Consider the following 18,024-nt stretch of genomic DNA (forward strand, 5'->3'; position numbering starts at 1 on the left):
CAACGAGGATACCTTCATGGCTGGCTGCTGCGGTGACGAATACAAACCTGAAGCGGTTTCAAAGGATGTCTGCTGTGACTCCAACGAAGCAAGCAAGTGCTCTGCCACAGCGGCTACAGCAGTAAATGCCGTAACCGGCTCCAGGCTCAGCAGCTTCCGCATTGCGCAAATGGACTGCCCTACTGAGCAGACGCTGATTCAGGACAAACTGAGCAAGCTCGCAGGCATAGATAAGCTCGACTTCAACCTGATCAATCGGATTCTTGGGGTATGGCACAGCTTGCCGTCGACCGCGCCTATCGAAGCGGCAATCTCGTCCCTGGGTATGCAAGCAGAGCCGCTATCTGCTGAAGGGCAAGCCCGCATCAAAATCGAACAGATGGACTGCCCAACGGAAGAAAAGCTAATCCGCGACAAGCTGACCTCGCTACCCGGCATCAGTGCGTTGGAGTTCAACCTGCTTCAGCGCGTACTGACGCTCAGCCACTCAGCAGAAGCACTGCCAGCAGCACTGGCAGCTATTCGCGAGCTTGGTTTCACGCCAGTGGTTGAGGGTTCCGCAACAGCAAAAGAAGAAACGCAAAGCACCCCGCGCAAGAAGGCCTGGTGGCCCTTGGCGCTATCGGGCGTGGCCGCCGTATCGGCGGAAGTGATCCACTTTGCCGAGCTTGCGCCAGATTGGGCTGTGGCTGGCATGGCGCTGCTCGCCATTCTGCTGTGCGGCCTGACGACCTATAAAAAGGGCTGGATCGCGCTGAAGAACCGTAACCTGAACATCAATGCGCTGATGAGTATCGCGGTGACCGGTGCGGTGCTGATTGGACAATGGCCAGAAGCGGCCATGGTCATGTTCCTCTTTTCTGTCGCCGAGTTGATCGAAGCGAAGTCGCTGGATCGGGCGCGCAATGCCATACGCGGCCTGATGGATCTGACGCCGGAGCGCGCCACGGTGCAGCAGATCGATGGCACATGGCTTGAAGTTGACGTTAAAACCATCGCCGTAGGCGCATTGGTCAGGGTAAGACCGGGCGAACGAATCGGTCTCGATGGCGAGGTAACTTCCGGGAATTCCACCATCAACCAAGCGCCCATCACAGGGGAAAGCCTGCCTGTAGAGAAAACCATCGGCGATCCGGTTTTTGCAGGAACCATCAACGAAGCCGGCTCCTTGGAATACCGCGTCCTGGCCGCCGCAGCCAACACCACGCTGGCACGTATCATTCACGCGGTCGAAGAGGCGCAGGGTTCACGTGCGCCGACCCAGCGCTTTGTCGATCAGTTCGCCAAGGTATACACCCCTGTCGTATTCCTATTCGCCCTGGCTATCGCCATTGTGCCGCCACTCTTCATGGCCGAGCCCTGGTACGACTGGATCTACCGTGCCTTGGTGCTGCTGGTGGTCGCTTGCCCTTGCGCCTTGGTCATCTCGACGCCCGTCACCATTGTCAGTGGCCTGGCAGCGGCGGCGCGTAAAGGCATTTTGGTCAAAGGCGGCGTCTATCTGGAAATCGGTGGCAAGCTTGGCGTCCTGGCACTCGACAAAACCGGAACCATTACTCATGGCAAGCCGGTACAGACCGATTACATGCCGTTGGTTGAACAGGACTCAGAACTCTACCGTACTCATGCTGCCAGTCTCGCCAGTCGCTCTGACCACCCGGTTTCGCAGGCAATAGCCAAGCATGCCACTGAGAATGGCCTGACGTTTGCTGCCGTTGAGGGATTCGAAGCCCTACTGGGTCGAGGTGTTCGAGGCACCATCGAAGGCATAGATTTCCACCTGGGTAACCACCGTCTGGTGGAAGAGCTTGGCCTCTGCTCACCCGAGCTGGAAGCGACGCTGGAGCGTCTCGAACGCCAAGGTAAAACAGTGGTGGTGCTGTGCAATCCGCAGCGTGCCATTGCCCTGTTCGCCGTTGCCGATACCGTCAAGGACTCCAGCCGCCAGGCAATTGAGGAACTTCACGCGCTTGGCGTGAAGACCACAATGCTGACCGGCGATAACCCGCACACCGCAGATGCGATTGCACAGCAGGTAGGCATCGACGAGGCACGCGGCAATCTCCTGCCAGTCGACAAATTGCAGGCCGTTGAAGCATTGCAAGCGCGCGGCTACGTTGTTGGGATGGTCGGCGATGGCATCAACGATGCGCCGGCGCTGGCGAAGTCTGAAATCGGTTTCGCCATGGCCGCCGCAGGCACAGACACTGCCATCGAAACTGCGGATGTGGCCTTGATGGATGACGACCTGCGCAAGATCCCGGCCTTCATCCGCCTGTCTCAACAGACCGCCGCCATCCTCAAGCAGAACATCGTGCTGGCGTTAGGGATCAAGGCCCTGTTTCTCGCCATTACCTTAACGGGGCAGGCGACGATGTGGATGGCCGTCTTTGCAGACATGGGAGTCAGTCTGCTGGTGGTGTTCAACGGCCTGCGCCTGCTTAAAAAGTAGGGTTGGAGGATTGAAGATGAAAGCAGCATTGCAACTCGCAATTGAACAAGCCTTTCAGCAGGCCCGGCAGGCCATGCAGGAACAGCGCAGTACAGATGCCTTTCAATGGCTGGAGCGCGCGCACATCCTGACTCAGCGCCAACCTTTGCTGCATGCCAGGTCACACTGGCTGATGCTCACGCTCGGCTGGCAAATTGGCGATTATCGCGAGGTGGCCGGGCAAATACCGCGCATTTTCGCGGCCTTGTTGTTCTCCAAAATCTGGGTGCCCCTCGGCAATACAGGCCGCTCCAGAATCAGTGCGTTCAAGCCCATGCCGGTTCCTGAAGAACTCCAGACCTTGCTTGCGAGTGACGAGCAAAACCTGTCCAGTCGGTAATTGCGCCCATGCAAGTCGATCTCGCCACCCAGCTGCCGTGCCCACTCGCAAAGGTGATCGCCCAGGTGCGCAAACCACGCCTGTTGCGTCAGGTTGCTTCACCCTTATTGAGTTTCAGCCCGCTGGATCCGGCTGAGTTTCCTGATACCTGGAGCGAGGGCACCTACTGGGTCAAGCTGAAGCTATTCGGCGTACTTCCCATTGGCCGTCAGGCAATTGTGACTACCTACCCGCAGACGGAAAACGCTCAGGCCTTCATGCTCAGAGACAACGGCTACAGCCCGCTGATCAATAAGTGGGATCACCTGATTACGGCACAAGAAGTGAGTGGCGGAACGCTTTACCGAGATCGCGTGACTATCGATGCCGGCATCCTCACCCCGTTCGTGTGGCTTTTTGCGCGCCTGTTTTACGCCCATCGTCAGCGCCGCTGGGCAGTCCTGGCGGCAAATGGCTTTAACTACTGAAGCACGACATGCCCAGGCAGGCTGCTCATCCAGAAGGCAGTCCATCTTGGCCACTGAAAATTCGCTCACGCAGGCAACCTCCTTGGTCGGAGCAGCTTCAATACAACCTGTAGCAGGTACGGGATCAACTTTTGACCTGCATCAGGCTACACCCGTCTTCGAGGTCTATATTGACTACTGGTGACTCACCCCACGACCCACTTTCACCTGCAAGGAACTGAGCAATGAAAGCACCAAAACTCGCCACCTTCGCTTTGGCGGCTGCGCTTTTTCCGGCCTTAACCTTTGCGCAGCAGGACTCCAGTACCACCAGCCAGGCTCAACAGCAGCCAATGAGCGTTGAGCAATTTGATCAAGAGATGGCGAAGGCACAAGAAAACCTGAAGAGAATGCAGGAGCAAATGAGCCAAATTCAGAAAGCAAGCGACCCTGCACAGCGTCAGAAACTGATGCAAGAGCACCAAACCATGATGCAGCAAGGAATGCACATGATGAACGGAATGCGTGGCGGCGGAATGATGGGGTGCTGCGGAGGGGGCATGCAGGGCGGCCATATGATGGGTGACGGTCAGATGATGGGCGGGGGCCACATGATGGGTAACGGTAAGATGATGGGTGGGGGCCACATGATGGGCTGGGATCAAATGGGCAGCCACTACTCCCAGATGACGCCTGAGCAGATGAAGCAGCATCAATACATGATGGACAGGTACATGGGCATGCAACAGATGATGATGGATCAGATGATGCAGCATCAGCAGCATATGGGCATGCCACAGCGCTGAGACTTCACACTTATTCCACGGGCAGCATGCTGTTCCCGTACGGTATGAATACTCTCATGCGCCAGCCCAACTCACGCTAGGGGCGTTGGGCTCCCCCGATTCAATTTTTGGCTCACCTGAAGATTCAGCGCTAAAGCTCCTGTGAATGGTGACTTTTTTGTGCGCTCCGTCGACGCATCAACCAATAGGGGGCACGAATACGTCAACTCTGTATCAGCGGACACCTACATGTCTGGCTGGCTAATGGCTGCTTTTGGCCGACTCCAGCCAGTTCGCACTCAGTTAGCGCTGCTGAAAAGCAGCCATTCGATTCAAAAAAATCTCAGCAACACATTACCGCAATGACATCAGCACCAAGGAGGTTCGCCCCATGTCATTGCAGTGCCCCCGCTGTCACTCCCCCAAAGTCGCTTCTTTCCATCACGCCATGAAAGCTGGCGCGGCCATCGGCGCTGTCGGTGGTCTCGCACGAGGCATCAGTGCTGCTCTGGCAGGCGGCAAGGCCGGCGCAGCGCTTGGCGTAATCGCCGGCCCTGTCGGCATCACCCTCGGTTCGGTCTCCGGCGCCATTCTCGGCGGTCTGGCCGGAGGCGTCGGTGGTTGTGCGATTGGCGCGCAGCTCGGCGAGTCGCTCGACCGCCATGTACTGGCCCACAACCTCTGCCTGCTCTGCGGTCACCGCTTCAACCTACCGGCCTGATCCGGCCCTTCCTTATCTCTCATTGATTGCCGGTGCTGCGCTCTGCGCGGCGCTTTATGCCGGCCTGCACTCAAAGGAAATTCGTCATGGCTCATCAAATCGAACAAATGGCCTACGTTGGCGCTACTCCGTGGCACGGCCTGGGCAACAACCTGCCGCAGAAACAACCCATCGAAGTCTGGCAACGCGAAGCCGGCATGGACTGGCAGATTCTGGAAAGCCCCGTGCACTTCAAGTCGGACGCCATCGGCCATCTGGGCGCGATCCATTCGTTCCCGGAGCAGAAAGTGCTCTACCGCTCGGACAGCAAGGCACCGCTGTCGGTGGTCTCGCAGCGCTACCACACCGTTCAGCCCAAGGATGTGCTGGAGTTTTACCGGGATCTGACCGAGGTCTCCGGCTACGAGCTGGAAACCGCTGGCGTGCTCAAGGGCGGGCGCAAGTTCTGGGCGCTGGCGCGTACCGGACAGGGCGCTGCACTCAAGGGTAACGACCAGGTGAATGGCTATTTGCTGCTGGCCACTTCCTGCGACGGCACCCTGGCCACTACAGCAACGCCTACCACCATCCGCGTAGTCTGCAACAACACGCTGACCATCGCCATGGACGGCACCAGCCGTGCGATCAAGGTGCCGCACAGCACCCGCTTCGACGGCGACCTGGTGAAGAAGCAGCTTGGCATCGCCGTCTCGCAATGGGACGACTTCATGTACCGCATGCGCCACCTGGCTGAACGCAAAGTGCAGTGGCATGAGGCCTTGGGCTTTTTCATGAACGTGATGTGCGACACCAGCCCGACCGGCGCACTGCCGGAGCAACTGCCCAACGAGCGCGCACTGCGCAAGGTACAGGAGCTGTACGAAGGCCGAGGTCGCGGCAGCCAGCTGGACTCGGCACGCGGCACGGCCTGGGGCCTGCTCAATGCCGTGACCGAGTACGTCGATCACGAGCGCCGGGCACGCAGCACGGAGTATCGCCTCGACTCCGCCTGGTTCGGCCAGGGCGCACAGATCAAGCAACGCGCCCTGGATACAGCTCTGCAACTGGTCGCCTGACCATTTACCCCCCCCATAACGCCCGACCCGCTTCGTTGCAGGTCGGGCGTTTCTATTTCTGCAAGGTGAACGCTATGAAAGCCACTTCATTGAATCGCAGCACCAGCAAAACCCGTCCGGCTCTGCGCCTGGTCAGCACCAAGGAGCTGCCGCGCGAGGACTGGCTGCAGATCCGCAAGCAAGGTATCGGTAGTTCGGACGCTGCGGCAGCAGTCGGTCTGAACCCGTACAAGTCGCAACTGGAGCTGTGGATGGAAAAGACGGGGCGTGATGCCGGCATGCCGAAGGCTGATCCTCAGGATGAGGAAAGCCCGATGTACTGGGGCAATGTGCTGGAGCCTATCGTGGCCTGGCATTACAGCAAGCGCACTAGGAATAAGGTACGGCGCATCAACGCCGTGCTGCAGCACGCGGATCCGGAGCTGCCCTGGATGCTGGCCAACATCGACCGCGAGGTGATCGGGGCTGACGATGTACAGATCCTCGAATGCAAGACAGCCGGCATAAACGGGGCACGCCTCTGGAAAGAGGGCGTGCCTGAGTATGTGCAGTTGCAGGTGATGCACCAGCTCGCCGTCACCGGCAAGCAGGCGGCGGATGTGGCCGTGCTGCTGGGTGGCCAGACGCTGGAGATCCACCGTATCGAACGGGACGAGCAGATGATCGCTCGCCTGATCGAGCTGGAGCGCAAATTCTGGCACTACGTTGAGACGGATACGCCACCGCCGGCTGACGGCACGGCTTCGGCCGAGTCGGCGCTGCGCTGCCTCTACCCGGAGGACAACGGCCAGGTCGTCGACTTCAGCCAGCATGCGGGGCTTTCTGCTGCGTACATCGAGCTGAAAGCCGTGCGTCAGTCGATTGCCGACAAAGAGAAGCGCGAGGCTGAACTGAAGCAGATCCTGCAGCAAGCCATGGGCGATGCTAGTCGGGCGGAGTTCTCCAGCGGCTACGTCTCCTGGCGCAAGGCCAAGGACAGCATCGGTCTCGATGTCGTGCAGTTGCTCCAAGACAAGCCCTACCTGCAGGCCAAGTACCCACTGCTGAAACCGGGTGCACGGCGCTTCCTGGTCGGCTGAAACCCAACACTTCCATCCCTTCCCTCCCTTGGCCAGACCATGCAGTTCGCACTGCGTGGCTGGCCTTTTTTCATTTCCAGGAGACTCACCATGCTCAAAGGTCTGGCTATCACCCCGCCGGTACTCGGGCGGATTTCCATCGGCAAGGTCATCGAGAAGAACGGCAAGCGCCTGCCGGAGAAAGATGACCAGTTCACTATCACGTCCCAGGTGCAAGGCAAGGATGGCTGGCTGCTGCACCCGCTCAATGACGAACTGCGTCAGGGCAAGGACGACAAGCTGCGCAGCATTCCGGTACGCCTGCTGTTCAACGAGCCGGAGCTGAATTTCCGAGCCGACTACACGCTGTTCGACCGACAATCCGGACGCCCCGTCTGCGTCGGCAATGGCGAGACCTGCAAGCGGGTCACTCAGGATGGTATGCAGTCGTTGCCTTGCCCGTCGCCGGATGCCTGCCCACTGGCGAAAGGTAGTGCCTGCAAGCCCTATGGCCGGCTGAATGTAGTCATTGGCGATGAGGATCCGCTGGGCAGCTTTGTCTTCCGCACCACCGGCTTCAACAGCATCCGCACCCTGGCCGCTCGCTTGCACTACTTCCAGGCCATTTCGGGCAACCGCCTGGCATGCCTACCGCTGGAACTGCGCCTGCGTGGCAAGTCCACTCGCCAGAGCCATGGCACGCCGATCTTCTACGCCGACCTGACAGTACGCGGTGGCATGGACATGGCTGAAGCGCTGGTGACCGCCAGTGAACTCGATTCGCGGCGGCAAGCTGCAGGCTTCGATCAAGCCGCCTTGGATGAGGCAGCACGACGCGGCTTTGGCAACGGAGCATTCGAAGACAGCGAGGAGGATGTCAGCGCCATCGTGGAAGAGTTCTACCCCGAGGGTGAAGCCCCTGCTGCAGCAACAATTTCGCAACTCAACCCCACCAAACCCAGCCTGACTGAAAAGCTCGATGCACAAGCTGCTCGTCAAACCCCACCCACAGACCGAGACCAAGGAGGCCGCCATGCGCCTGCACAAGCTGAAAGCCAGTGACACGACCGGCACCTACCTGGTCGAGTCGCCGGTGACGGAAAACGACATCCTGCTGATGGCCAGGCAACTGGCCAGTCTGCGCCTGCGCAAGGGACGTGCACTGACCTCGCCTAAGGAGGCGTTCAGTCACCTGCAGACGCTGCTGGCTGATTATGAGCACGAGGTTTTTGCACTGCTCATGCTCGACAGCCGACACCGGGTGATTGCGTTCGAGGAAGTGTTTCGCGGAACCCTGGATGGAGCCAGCGTCTACCCACGGGAAATCGTGAAGATCGCCTTGGAACACAACGCAGCGGCAATCATCCTGGTACACAACCACCCCTCAGGTGATCCCGAGCCCAGCCAGGCGGATCGCAATCTCACCACGAAACTGCAGGACGCACTGAATCTGGTCGGAGTCAGAACGCTCGATCACGTTGTGGTAGGCCAGGAGGATTGTGTGTCGTTGGCTGAGCGCGGCTACCTGTAAGGAGGTGCCAATGAAACTGCTGCTACGGACTGTTGCCTCGGCATTCATGTTTGCCGGGATCTTGGCCGGTTGTCTGGCGATATTGCTGCTGATGATTCTGATGGTGCGCTTTCCACCATTGCTGATTGCCGTGGTGTTGGCGTGCTGGATCTACCGGAAGCAGAAAGTAAGAATGAACCCTTGAACAGTGAGCCAGCGTGGGTAGTCGAAAGACTGCCTGCAATGGCTCCCTCTTTTTTCTTTTTCCCTGGTAGCTAACGCTTACCTGCTGCCTTGTAAGCTGCACTTCGTTCACGCTTGCCCACTGCGACCACAATCACAACCACCCGATCATCATCAATGGCTACCTGGGGGATCGCGGCCTGTCGCTGCGCCAGGGCACTATCGTCGATGCCACACTGATCCACGCGCCCAGCTCGACCAAGAACCAGGACGGCAAGCGCGACCCGGAAATGCACCAGAGCAAGAAAGGGAACCAGTATTACTTTGGCATGAAGGCGCACATCGGCGTAGATGATGAGTCGGGGCTGGTACACAGCGTGGTAGGCACGGCAGCCAACGTGGCGGATATCACCCAGGTCGACAAACTGCTGCACGGTGACGAGAACGTCGTCTGCGCCGATGCCGGCTACACCGGCGTCGAAAAGCGCCCCGAACATGCTGGCCGCGAAGTGATCTGGCAGGTCGCAGCACGCCGCAGCACCTACAAGAAGCTCGATAAACGCAGCGCCCTGTACAAAGCCAAGCGCAAGATCGAGAAGGCCAAGTCACAAGTGCGAGCGAAGGTCGAGCACCCGTTTCGAGTGATCAAGCGCCAGTTCGGTTACGTGAAGGTGCGCTTCCGTGGCCTGGCCAAGAACACCGCTCAGCTGGTGACGCTGTTCGCGCTGTCGAACCTATGGATGGCGCGCCGACATTTGCTGACTACCGCAGGAAAGGTGCACCTGTAATGCGGAAAATGGCTGCTGCGAGGTGCTCGCGGCGGCCAAAAACGAAGAACTGAGCGGGTTACCTGGTCGATTTTGATCGACGGCCCGCTTTCAAAAGCAGCGAGGGCTGAAGTCGACCGGAAATACAGGGTTACTTCAGACCTTCCCTAGACACTCTATTTGATCCAAATCAACGAAGTGCTGTTATCGTCAAAAGGAGCATTCATGGCTCGGGGGCAATCTGCTATCGTCGGCCTATTGCCCCGCCTGGTGAATTGCTGTGCGTCGGATTGGATTGATCCTGCTAATGATTGCTAGCCTCGTGCTGCCGACCTTCGGCGGTGTGGCTTTCAGCATGCCGGCACAACCTTGCCCGATGCAGAGCGCCGATCATCAGGGCCATGCAATGGCCGATGCTCCGTGCTGCGAGCAAATGGACAAGTCTGATGGGGTGGCCAAGAAGTCCCCTTGCAAACCCGGCCAGGAATGCAAGACCGGAGGACTTCTCCAGACCACCGTGATCAAGAGCATATCCCCTCTCCCCTCACGCCCCGAGATATTGCTGACCCAGTCGGTGATTAAGCGAGAGCCCGCAGGACTCTGGCGCCCTCCTCGTTTCGTCTAATGCAGTGATCATCCCGCGCCTTACAGTCAGGCGCATCGTCGCGGTCACGTTTCGTAGTCGCGACTTCGATCAATCGCATTGGAGGCGAAAGCATGTCCGCTTTCCTTTTTCCACGCCGTGGCTTTCTCGGTGTGTTGGCTGCCGCATTCTGGGCAGCTCCCTGGCTTGCCGCGCAGGCGCAGCCCCTAACTTTCGAACGAGCCCAAGCTCTGGCCGAGCAGAGTGCCCCTGAGAACCTCGCGCGCCAGGCGCAGGTGGCATCGGCACAGCAGGCTGTCGAGCCCGCAGACGCCCTGCCCGATCCCAAGCTGATTCTAGGCATCGACAACCTGCCGATCGAAGGCCCTGACCGTTACACGCTTAATCGTGACTCCATGACCATGCGCCGCATTGGGTTCATGCAGGAAGTCCCCAACAGTGACAAGCGTCAGGCTCGGCGCCAGTTGGCCGAGGCTTCAGTAGGCCGAGCCGAGGCCGAGCAGCGTGCCATGCAGTTGGAGATCAAGCGCCAGACGGCAGTGAGCTGGCTAGATGTGTACTACGCCGAACGCAGTGTTGGCCTCTTCGATCAACTGGACCGTCAGATCGAGATGCTCCGCTCGACCGTGCAATCGCTGATTGCCGGCGGTAGTGCTCAGCCTGGCGAGCTGTTGCAGGCCGACCAGGAAGCTTTGGCGTTACAAGATCGGCGAGATGAACTGAATCGCGATGTGGCAGTAGCTCGTGCCAAGCTGCGCCGCTGGATAGGCAACGAGGCTGACCAGCCTTTGCAAGGAGGTGTTCCCAGTCTGAACCTGGTGGCACCGCACCTGCAGCAACGCATTGCCTCACACCCTGAGTTGCGCGCTGCCTCCGCCCGAGTCGGCGAGGCTAGCGCCGAGCTGAACGAGGCCATCGCCGAGAAGACCCCCGACTGGGGTGTTGAGTTTGCCTACAACAATCGCGACAACCAGTTCGGCGATATGGTGATGGTGCAATTTACCTTCGACCTGCCGTTGTTCGTAGGCACACGTCAGGGGCCCAAGATCAACGCCAGACAACAAAGCGTGTCGCAGATGGAAGCCGAGCAGGAAGCATTACTGCGCGCCCATCAGGCTGAGCTGGAAGGCGGTATTGCCGAGCTTGAGCAACTGCGCAGGACCTTGTCACGCACCGAAAAAACCTTGATCCCGCTTGCAAGCAAACGTGCCGATCTCGAACTGGCCGCCTACCAAGCCGGTAACAGCCAGCTCACATCCGTTATTACTGCCCAGCGCGACCTGATTGATGCGCAACTGCGGCAGATTGAACAACAGCGCAAGTTGAGCCAGCTCTCCGCAAGCCTGTACTACGCCTATGTGGAGGGCCTGAAATGAAGATATCGACATTTGGTTTTGCGGTCGCCGTGCTGACCGTGGGCATTGGCGCGGCGGGCGGTGGCTACTGGCTGGCCCAGCGGCAAGCCAAACACGAGCTACTGCCTAGCTCCGCACCGACGGACGAGCGCAAGGTGCTCTATTGGTACGACCCGATGCAGCCTGAGCAGCGCTTCGATAAACCGGGCAAGTCACCTTTCATGGATATGGAGCTTGTCCCTAAATACGCAGGATCCGAGCAAGATCCGTCTGTCCTGAGCGTCCCCGCTCAAGCCGTGCAGAACCTCGGAATGCGGACCTCGACGGTGATCCGCGGTGTACTGCCCTCGGATATCGAGGTGGTCGGCTCCCTGGCCTATAACCAGCGAGAGGTAGCGAACCTCCAGGCCCGCGCTGGCGGATTCGTCGAGCGGGTTTACGGGCGTGCCCCTGGCGATGTACTGCCAGCTGGAACACCCCTGGTCGACCTGCTGATTCCCGAGTGGTCCGCCGCGCAGTTGGAGTTCCTCGCGGTACTGCGTACCGGTGACGCCCGCTTGATCACTGCGGCCCAAGAGCGCCTCCGCCTGCTCGGCATGCCACAAGCGTTGATAGAGCAGGTTCGCCGCAGCGGCAAACCGCGGGCAGTGCAAACCCTCACCACACCTATCAGCGGCGAGCTCCAAGCCTTGCAGGTACGCGCCGGGATGACCGTTGAAGCCGGGCAGGATCTGGCGTTGATCAACGGGCTGTCCAGTGTCTGGCTCGATGCGGCGATACCCGAGGCCATGGCCGGAAGTATCCAGGTCGGGGACGAGATCCGCGCCAACCTGACGGCCTTTCCTGATCGACCGCTGCTGGGCCGCGTCATAGCCTTGCTGCCGAGTGCCGATCCGCAAACGCGCACGCTCACGGTACGCAGCGAGCTACCCAACCCTGCCGGTAAGTTGCGCCCCGGCATGTTCGCCGCCGTACGCCTGAACAGTGCCGTCGAACAATCCACGCTTCTTGTGCCGAGTGAAGCCGTGATTCGCACCGGGAAGCGTGCATTGGTGATGCTGGCCGAAGGCGACGGACGCTACCGTCCCCAGGAAATCACCTTGGGCCGCGAGGCCGATGGGCGTCTGGAGGTGTTTTCCGGTCTTGAGGAAGGTCAGGCGGTCGTTACCTCCGGCCAGTTCCTCATCGATTCGGAAGCCAGCCTGCAGGGCATCCTGGCCGGCAATGCAGAACAGGACAGCACGGAGGGGCTGCATGTGTCTCACGGCGTTATTCGCGCACTGGACGGGAAACAAGTCACCCTGGAGCATGGCCCCTTCGAGAGCCTGAATATGCCAGGTATGACCATGGCTTTTCCTCTGGTCAGCTCCGAAGTAGCTGTGGGACTTAAGCCAGGAGATCACGTACGCATCGCCGCACGTCAGACAAACTCCGGCCTGCTGATCGAGCAGCTCCGCAAGGAAGGAGACCAGCCATGATCGCGCGCCTGATCCATTGGTCGATCGGCAACCGCTTCCTGGTACTGCTGGCCACCCTGTTCATCACCGCCCTGGGCCTCTGGTCGCTGCGCAACACGCCGTTGGATGCACTGCCGGACCTATCTGACACCCAGGTCATCATCAGAACCAGCTTTCCCGGACAGGCACCGCAGATCGTCGAGAACCAGGTGACCTACCCACTGGCCACAACCATGCTCTCGGTACCGGGGGCGAAGACGGTGCGCGGCTACTCGTTCTTCGGCGACTCCTTCGTCTACGTGCTGTTCGAGGACGACACCGACCTCTACTGGGCGCGCTCGCGGGTGCTGGAGTACCTCAACCAGGCGCAGGAACGCCTGCCCGAGGGTGTTACCACCACCCTTGGGCCGGATGCCACCGGCGTGGGCTGGATCTACCAGTACGCCTTGGTCGACCGCAGCGGCCAGCATGATCTTGCCCAGCTGCGGGCACTGCAGGACTGGTTCCTCAAGTACGAACTCAAGAGCCTGCCCAACGTAGCCGAAGTGGCCACCCTCGGCGGCATGGTCAAGCAATACCAAGTGCTGCTCGATCCGCAGAAGCTGGTGGCTTATGGGGTAACTCAGCAGGAGGTCGAAGCGGCGCTGAAGAGCGCCAATCAGGAAACCGGCGGCGCCATCCTGGAGCTGGCAGAGCGCGAGTACATGGTGCGGGCTTCAGGCTATCTAGAGAGCCTGGCGGATTTCCGCAATGTGCCGCTGCGGGCTTCGGCCAGCGGAGTTCCGGTGCTGCTGGGTCAGGTGGCCACCATTCAGCTGGGGCCAGAGATGCGTCGTGGCATTGCCGAGCTGGATGGCCAGGGTGAAGTGGTAGGCGGCGTGGTCATCTTGCGCTCCGGAAAGAATGCCCGCGATACCATCGCCGCGGTGAAGACCAAGCTGGACAGCCTGAAGGGCAGCTTGCCGGCCGGCGTCGAGGTGGTCACCACCTATGACCGTTCGCAATTGATCGACCGCGCCATCGATAACCTCAGCTACAAGCTGCTGGAAGAGTTCGCGGTGGTTGCCCTGGTTTGCCTGATCTTCCTCTGGCACCTGCGCTCGTCGCTGGTCGCGATCATCACCCTGCCCCTGGGCATCCTGATGGCCTTCATCGTCATGCGCTACCAGGGCGTCAATGCCAACATCATGTCGCTCGGCGGGATCGCAATCGCCATCGGCGCCATGGTCGATGCCGCCGTGGTGATGATCGAGAACGCGCACAAGCACATCGAGGCCTGGAAGGCTCGACACCCCGGTGAACCGCTTCAGGGCGAGGCGCACTGGCGGGTGATCGGCGAAGCTGCGGCCGAGGTCGGGCCGGCGCTGTTCTTCAGCCTTTTGATCATCACCCTGTCTTTCCTCCCGGTCTTCACCCTGGAGGCCCAGGAGGGTCGCCTGTTTGGCCCGCTGGCATTCACCAAGACCTATGCCATGGCTGCCGCTGCTGGCCTCTCGATCACCTTGGTACCGGTGCTGATGGGCTATTGGATTCGTGGGCATATCCCCAGCGAACAACAGAACCCCTTGAATCGTTGGCTGATCGGTGCATACCGGCCGGTGCTGGAGTGGGTGCTGGCTTGGCCTAAGGTGACCCTAGCGCTGGCCTTGCTAGTGTTTTTGTCCAGTCTCTGGCCCCTCAGCAGACTCGGAGGAGAGTTTCTACCGCCGATGGACGAGGGCGACTTGTTGTACATGCCATCAGCCCTGCCCGGCTTGCCGGCCAGCAAGGCCACCCAGCTGCTGCAGCAAACCAACCGGATGATCCTCACGGTGCCCGAAGTGGCACGGGTATTCGGCAAGGCCGGGCGAGCAGAGACCGCCACCGATCCAGCACCGCTGGAAATGTTCGAGACCACGGTGCAGTTCAAACCACGCGATCAATGGCGCGCGGGGATGACACCCGAAAAGCTGATCGAGGAACTGGATCGCGCGGTAAAAGTTCCGGGGCTGTCCAATATCTGGGTGCCGCCCATCCGCAACCGCATCGACATGCTGGCGACGGGGATCAAGAGCCCCATTGGGGTGAAAGTATCCGGAACCTCCTTGGTCGACATCGAGCGCATAACGCGCGATATCGAGGCCGTGGCCAAAGAGGTGCCTGGGGTGAGTTCGGCCTTGGCAGAACGCCTTACTGGCGGCCGTTACGTGGACATCCAGATCGATCGACTGGCCGCGGCGCGCTATGGCCTGAGCATCGCCGATGTGCAGGCGGTGGTATCGGGCGCCATCGGCGGCAGCAATATTGGTGAGACGGTTGAAGGACTGGCCCGCTTCCCGATCAACCTGCGCTATCCCAAGGAGTGGCGAGACAGTCCGCAGGCACTACGGCGTATGCCGATCCTCACGCAAGCCGGCCAGCAGATCACCTTGGGCACCGTCGCCCAGGTTAGTCTGACCGAAGGGCCGCCAATGCTGCGCAGCGAGAACGGGCGTCTGTCCGGTTGGGTCTATGTCGATGTCCGTGGGCGCGACCTGGCATCGACCGTGCGCGAGTTGCAGCAACGCGTAGCTGAGCAGGTACAACTCGATGCTGGCATGACCGTCTCCTACTCCGGTCAGTTCGAGTTCCTGGAGCGCGCCAATGCACGGCTGGCCTGGGTGGTACCGGCGACCTTGTTGATCATCTTCGTGCTGCTTTACCTGACCTTCAGCCGCTTCGGTGAGGCCCTACTGATCATGGCAACCCTGCCCTTCGCCCTATCGGGCGGCATCTGGCTGCTCTACTGGTTCGGCTTCAACCTGTCGGTTGCCACTGGGGTCGGCTTTATCGCCTTGGCCGGCGTCTCGGCGGAATTTGGGGTGATCATGCTGCTGTACCTGAAGAATGCCTGGCATGCACGTATGGATGCCGGGCGCAGCGGTGACCCGGCACTACTGGAGGCAATTCGTGAAGGCGCAGTGCTGCGCGTGCGGCCCAAGGTGATGACGGTGGCCGTGATCATCGCCGGCCTGTTGCCAATCCTCTGGGGCGGAGGTGCCGGATCTGAAGTGATGAAGCGCATCGCCGCGCCCATGGTCGGCGGCATGATTACCGCGCCGCTGATGTCCATGTTGGTTTTGCCGGCCGCGTACTGGCTGATGCGAAGGCAGCGTACACAGAAGGTTCGCGCACCGCAGGAGCTATAGCTTTACAAACCCGGGCAAGCCACGCGCCAAGCTGACTCGCCCGGGTAACGCGGCAGGAAGCATTACGGCGATGTAACTTTGACTTCATTTTTATGACAGGTTGAGCGGATATATTTTAATCACCACCTTGAAGGAGTGATTAAACATGAAAAGCCTCAAAGTTATTGCAGCCCTTGCCGCTATGGTTGTTTCCTCTGCCACTCTGGCAGAAGGCGGCGCTGATCGTGTTTATGGTCGGATGATTCAGGCCAATGAGCAGGCCATGCAAGAGTATGCTGCCGCTAACGGAAAGAATCCGCCTGAAGTTATTCATTACCGCTACGGCATGAAGCTCGATATCGCCAGGGTCGTGGCCACTACCTCAACGGACTCTAGCTGCAATGTGATGCCAGCCCAGATGACCTACGAGGACTCCAACGGCGATCTGAATATTCTTGAATACCGTGCAGCCGGAACAGGTTGCCGGAACCAAAACTAATAAATGACATCGCGCTGACTGAAAAGTAATTTTCAAGTCACCCTGACGTTATTTGGCATGTGGAAATATGTCCAAGGCGCGCCTGGTTATGCCCGGCGCGCTTGGCACATATATGCGACCACACAATGACAACTGCCAATAACATCAGGAGCATTTATGAATAACAGAACCCTGTTAGGACTTTCTCTACTCGCTCTGAGCATCAGTACCGGGCAAGCTGCAATGGCCGCCGACGAGAAAGGCGAGGGATTTATCGAAGGCAGCAGCCTGACCATCCTCAATCGAAATCTCTACTTCAACCGTGACTTCCGCAAAGGCCAGTCCAGCAGCTCGGGTAATGGCTATTCGGAAGAGTGGGCGCATGGCGTGATAGGCAGATTCGAGTCTGGTTTCACCGAGGGCACCATAGGCTTTGGTGTCGATGCCTTTGCCATGCTAGGGCTCAAGCTTGACACCGGCGACGGCCGTTCTGGAGCAGGCGGCTCAGTCGACGTGATGCCTTACAACAGCCTCGGGCAGGCTGAGGACAACTACTCCAAACTGGGGGGCGCGGTGAAAACTCGGTTCATGGATACCGAGATCAAGGTAGGCGACGTCTTTCCCGTCAGCCCGGTCGTCCAATACGGTGATGCACGGCTTTTACCGGAGAGTTTCCGAGGTGTCACCGTGGTCAACAGCAGCGTGGAAGGACTGTCGCTTCAGGGCGGTCGCCTCCACTCGATGAGCCAACCCAATACCAGCAGCATGCGCGACGGCTTCGCTACCTTCTACGCGGGCGAAGTGGACTCGCCATGGATCGCCTATTTCGGTGGTGATTACACGCTTAATGACAACATCGGCTTTAGTCTCTACACCAGCCGCCTCAAGGATGCCTGGAATCAATATTACGCGGGCACCACGCTGAGCTACCCGCTTGCGGACGATGTCGCCTTGATCGGCGGGCTGAACTACTACAAGGCGGTCGATGAAGGGAGGCAGCTCCTCGGGAGCTTCGATAACAACATCTGGAGCGGCAAGGTCGGCATCCAATTCGGCGCTCATACAGTGCTGGTGGGTCTCCAGCGCAACAATGGCGATGATGACTTCGACTACTTGCGCCAATCGGACTCCATCTACCTCGACAACTCCATCCAGTACAGCGACTTCAACTCGCCGAAGGAGAAGTCATGGCAAGTGCGCTATGACCTGGATATGGAGCCTTTCGGTGTGCCTGGATTGAGCTTCATGACTCGATATGCCCAGGGCTGGGATGCCGACTACAGCAACGCCAACGAAGTCTATATGCGCCGTGATGACAACGGCGATCCGTTGACCAACCAGAAGCGCTGGGAGCGGGACATTGAGGCCAAGTACGTTGTGCAGACTGGATCACTGAAGGATATGTCTTTCCGTGTTCGCCAAATGACCACTCGCGCGACCGATTACGAGTCGGATCTGGATGAAGTCCGCCTGATTGTCGAGTACCCGCTGGAAGTTCTCTAACCCTGGCAAGCGGGCGGGTTGATTGCCCGCTCGCGCCTTGGTCCTGCTGTCCCCTCGTAGTGCTCCTTTGGTTTGGAGACAGCCCTTGGCGCCCTCGGGCGCCTTTTTTACTTAGGTTAAAGGGC

Annotated in this window: 15 protein-coding genes and 1 pseudogene; all 16 read left to right on the plus strand. The window is 59.5% G+C overall.

The features are described from left to right. The first annotated feature begins 169 nt into the window (after window positions 1–169). The 16 genes and pseudogenes from G1E_RS09465 (at window position 170) to G1E_RS09540 (ending at window position 17,899) form a co-directional block, all read left to right on the plus strand. On the plus strand, window positions 170–2,452 hold the full coding sequence (locus tag G1E_RS09465; protein WP_047149787.1) for a heavy metal translocating P-type ATPase: 2,283 nt from the start codon (window positions 170–172) through the stop codon (window positions 2,450–2,452). Window positions 2,453–2,468: 16 nt separating this feature from the next. Further along, window positions 2,469–2,831 carry a DUF3703 domain-containing protein gene (locus tag G1E_RS09470; protein WP_009686164.1) on the plus strand — a complete coding sequence of 121 codons (363 nt, stop codon included), beginning with the start codon at window positions 2,469–2,471 and terminating at the stop codon, window positions 2,829–2,831. Window positions 2,832–2,839: 8 nt separating this feature from the next. Beyond that, window positions 2,840–3,298, plus strand: coding sequence for a hypothetical protein (locus G1E_RS09475; RefSeq protein WP_009686163.1), 459 nt, complete (start codon window positions 2,840–2,842; stop codon window positions 3,296–3,298). A gap of 224 nt (window positions 3,299–3,522) precedes the next feature. Further along, window positions 3,523–4,083, plus strand: a complete 561-nt coding sequence (locus G1E_RS09480; RefSeq protein ID WP_009686162.1) for a hypothetical protein — start codon at window positions 3,523–3,525, stop codon at window positions 4,081–4,083. Window positions 4,084–4,453: 370 nt separating this feature from the next. Further along, complete coding sequence (locus G1E_RS27465) at window positions 4,454–4,783, plus strand: hypothetical protein (RefSeq protein WP_082437898.1); 330 nt, start codon at window positions 4,454–4,456, stop codon at window positions 4,781–4,783. Window positions 4,784–4,869: 86 nt separating this feature from the next. Further along, the gene (locus G1E_RS09490) at window positions 4,870–5,838 is read left to right on the plus strand and encodes a DUF932 domain-containing protein (protein WP_009686160.1); all 969 of its coding nucleotides are present in this window, start codon (window positions 4,870–4,872) and stop codon (window positions 5,836–5,838) included. A 74-nt stretch (window positions 5,839–5,912) separates the two neighbouring features. Further along, window positions 5,913–6,917 carry a YqaJ viral recombinase family protein gene (locus G1E_RS09495; protein ID WP_009686159.1) on the plus strand — a complete coding sequence of 335 codons (1,005 nt, stop codon included), beginning with the start codon at window positions 5,913–5,915 and terminating at the stop codon, window positions 6,915–6,917. Window positions 6,918–7,007: 90 nt separating this feature from the next. Beyond that, the gene (locus G1E_RS09500) at window positions 7,008–7,958 is read left to right on the plus strand and encodes a hypothetical protein (protein WP_009686158.1); all 951 of its coding nucleotides are present in this window, start codon (window positions 7,008–7,010) and stop codon (window positions 7,956–7,958) included. Further along, entirely contained in the window at window positions 7,930–8,427 is a 498-nt protein-coding gene (radC, locus tag G1E_RS09505; RefSeq protein ID WP_009686157.1) for a DNA repair protein RadC, read from the plus strand. Before G1E_RS09500 ends, radC begins: the two co-directional genes overlap by 29 nt. A 10-nt stretch (window positions 8,428–8,437) precedes the next feature. Then, window positions 8,438–8,611 carry a hypothetical protein gene (locus tag G1E_RS28655; RefSeq protein WP_009686156.1) on the plus strand — a complete coding sequence of 58 codons (174 nt, stop codon included), beginning with the start codon at window positions 8,438–8,440 and terminating at the stop codon, window positions 8,609–8,611. A gap of 148 nt (window positions 8,612–8,759) precedes the next feature. Then, window positions 8,760–9,377, plus strand: a pseudogene (locus G1E_RS09510) (IS5-like element ISPpu18 family transposase); the annotation flags it as partial. A 696-nt stretch (window positions 9,378–10,073) separates the two neighbouring features. Then, a complete protein-coding gene (locus G1E_RS09520; RefSeq protein ID WP_003139513.1) occupies window positions 10,074–11,336 on the plus strand; it encodes a TolC family protein in 1,263 nt (420 codons plus the stop codon). Beyond that, on the plus strand, window positions 11,333–12,793 hold the full coding sequence (locus G1E_RS09525) for an efflux RND transporter periplasmic adaptor subunit (protein ID WP_003452298.1): 1,461 nt from the start codon (window positions 11,333–11,335) through the stop codon (window positions 12,791–12,793). Before G1E_RS09520 ends, G1E_RS09525 begins: the two co-directional genes overlap by 4 nt. Next, entirely contained in the window at window positions 12,790–15,939 is a 3,150-nt protein-coding gene (locus tag G1E_RS09530; RefSeq protein WP_003452300.1) for an efflux RND transporter permease subunit, read from the plus strand. The genes G1E_RS09525 and G1E_RS09530 overlap by 4 nt, the downstream gene beginning before the upstream one ends. A gap of 145 nt (window positions 15,940–16,084) precedes the next feature. Beyond that, window positions 16,085–16,417: a DUF2790 domain-containing protein gene (locus G1E_RS09535; RefSeq protein WP_003452302.1), complete on the plus strand. Its 333-nt coding sequence runs from the start codon at window positions 16,085–16,087 to the stop codon at window positions 16,415–16,417. A 156-nt stretch (window positions 16,418–16,573) separates the two neighbouring features. Beyond that, on the plus strand, window positions 16,574–17,899 hold the full coding sequence (locus G1E_RS09540; RefSeq protein WP_033691058.1) for an OprD family porin: 1,326 nt from the start codon (window positions 16,574–16,576) through the stop codon (window positions 17,897–17,899). The last annotated feature ends 125 nt before the right edge of the window (window positions 17,900–18,024 follow it).

Origin of the sequence: Pseudomonas sp. TJI-51 (assembly GCF_000190455.2) — a bacterium.
In the GTDB taxonomy this organism is placed as follows: domain Bacteria; phylum Pseudomonadota; class Gammaproteobacteria; order Pseudomonadales; family Pseudomonadaceae; genus Aquipseudomonas; species Aquipseudomonas juntendi.